Source organism: Actinotalea ferrariae CF5-4 (genome assembly GCF_000603945.1).
GTDB classification, from domain to species: Bacteria; Actinomycetota; Actinomycetes; order Actinomycetales; family Cellulomonadaceae; genus Actinotalea; species Actinotalea ferrariae.
The window spans coordinates 1-1866 of sequence record NZ_AXCW01000426.1 but is presented as its reverse complement, the minus strand read 5'-3'; the positions used below and the strand labels follow the sequence as shown (position 1 = coordinate 1866).

Here is a 1866-nt window from a genome sequence, read left to right as displayed (position 1 = left end):
GCCACTAAGTCTGACGCGCGACACATTCTGGCGGCTGCGGGCAACTGCTCGACGGTGTTCGGGGGCACGTCATCGTCGCCGAGATCATGGGGGAAGGCGGGCGGACAACAGTGAGGATCACGACACTGCGGCTCTGCAACTTCCAGTCGTTCGGTCCAGACCCGACTGAGATCGATCTTGAGGCCCTGACCTACGTGCTCGGTCCCAATGGCTCGGGGAAGACGGCCGTCCTCCAGGCGCTCTCGCGCATGTTCAGTCCCGTCCCGGCACAGCGGAGGGTCCATCCCGAAGACTTCCACGTGCCGGCCGGTGAACCCGATGAGGCACGCACCGACGACCCGGTGTTGTGGCTAGAGGTCGACATCGAGCTGCCGGAGGCGGGGGACGACAAGCAGCACGCCTCGATCCCGCCGAACTTCTCGCACATGAAGCTTCGGGCGGCAGATGAAGCCCCCCGGACACGCGTCCGCCTCACCGCGACGCTCGCGCCCGACGGAGTGGTCGACGAAGCCATCGAGTACGTGCTCGAGACCGACGAGACAGGTGAACCGACTCGTCGCGCCGACATGTCGCGCTACGACCGCGGGCACATCGAGGTCCACTACCTCCCAGCTCGGCGGGATCCTGCCGACCACATCGCCTACACGACAGCATCGCTCATCGGTCGCACCCTCAGGGCAGCGGACTGGGCGGCGGAGCGTCAGGTGATGAGCGACCTCACGGCCCAAATCACGGCCGCGCTAGTAGCCAACCCGACTGTCGCCAGCATTGGAGACAAGCTAACCGACGAGTGGCACGGGCTGCACCGCGGCGCGTTCCTGAAGGATCCCTCACTCGCCTTCGGGCGCGGCGAGTTCGAGGGGGTGCTCCGCCAACTCACGGTGACCTTCGCCCCAAATCACGACGGTTCACCGTTGCCGTTCGAACGCCTAAGCGACGGCCAGAAGTCGCTTCTTTACCTTTCTCTCGTCCTCGCCTGGCAGGCGCTGGCCCGGAAGGTGCTGGCTGGCGAGGAGACATCCGTTGACGCGGATCGCCTTCGACCGCCCGTACACACGGTCATCGCCCTCGAGGAGCCTGAGAACAGCCTCTCACCGCAGCACCTCGGCCGCATCGTCCGCCAACTACGCGAGGCATGCGCCTACGGCGATGTGCAGACCCTTATCGCCACGCATGCGCCCGCACTGCTCCGCCGCGTCGACCCCTGCTCAATCCGTTTCCTGCGCTTGGGTCCCGGGCGTGTGACCCGTGTCTTCCAAGTCGAACTTCCTGACGACGACGTGACCGCCTCGAAGTATGTGAGGGAGGCGATCCAGGCGTACCCGGAACTATACTTCGCTCGCCTCGTAATCCTAGGTGAGGGAGCCAGCGAGCAGGTCGTCCTACCACGGATTCTCTCAGCCACTGGGATCGCCGAGGATGACGCCTCGGTCGCCGTCGTGCCTCTAGGTGGGCGCCATGTCAATCACTTCTGGCGCCTGCTTACGGAGCTGCAGGTCCCCCACGCCACCCTGCTCGACCTAGACAGCGGCCGATACCAGGGCGGCTGGGGACGGGTTCGCAACGCACTCAGGCAGATAAACGCTATTCTGCCCGGGACCTACACCAAAGAGCAGATCTCCGGGCTACCCAAGTGGAACGGCGATCAGGACTTCCCATCCTGGGACGACCCGAGGTTCAAGGAGGAGAAGGGCCCGATCCGGGACCTGGAGCGGCGGGGAGTCTTCTTCTCGGGCCCAGTCGACCTGGACTTGATGATGCTTGCGGCCTATCCGGAAGCCTACGGGGCCGAGCAGGCAGACCCCGGAGAGCTCGAGCAACCAGACGAAGACGCCATTGTGGGGTCTTCGCGGTTCGTGGTGAACG

The 1866-nt window shown here is 65.1% G+C and carries 1 protein-coding gene; it reads left to right on the top strand.

Annotated elements, in window-relative coordinates; genetic code table 11:
• Positions 1-110: 110 nt before the first annotated feature.
• Positions 111-1866: ATP-dependent nuclease (locus N866_RS18480; protein ID WP_034229524.1), on the top strand; the 1756-nt coding region annotated here is incomplete at its 3' end.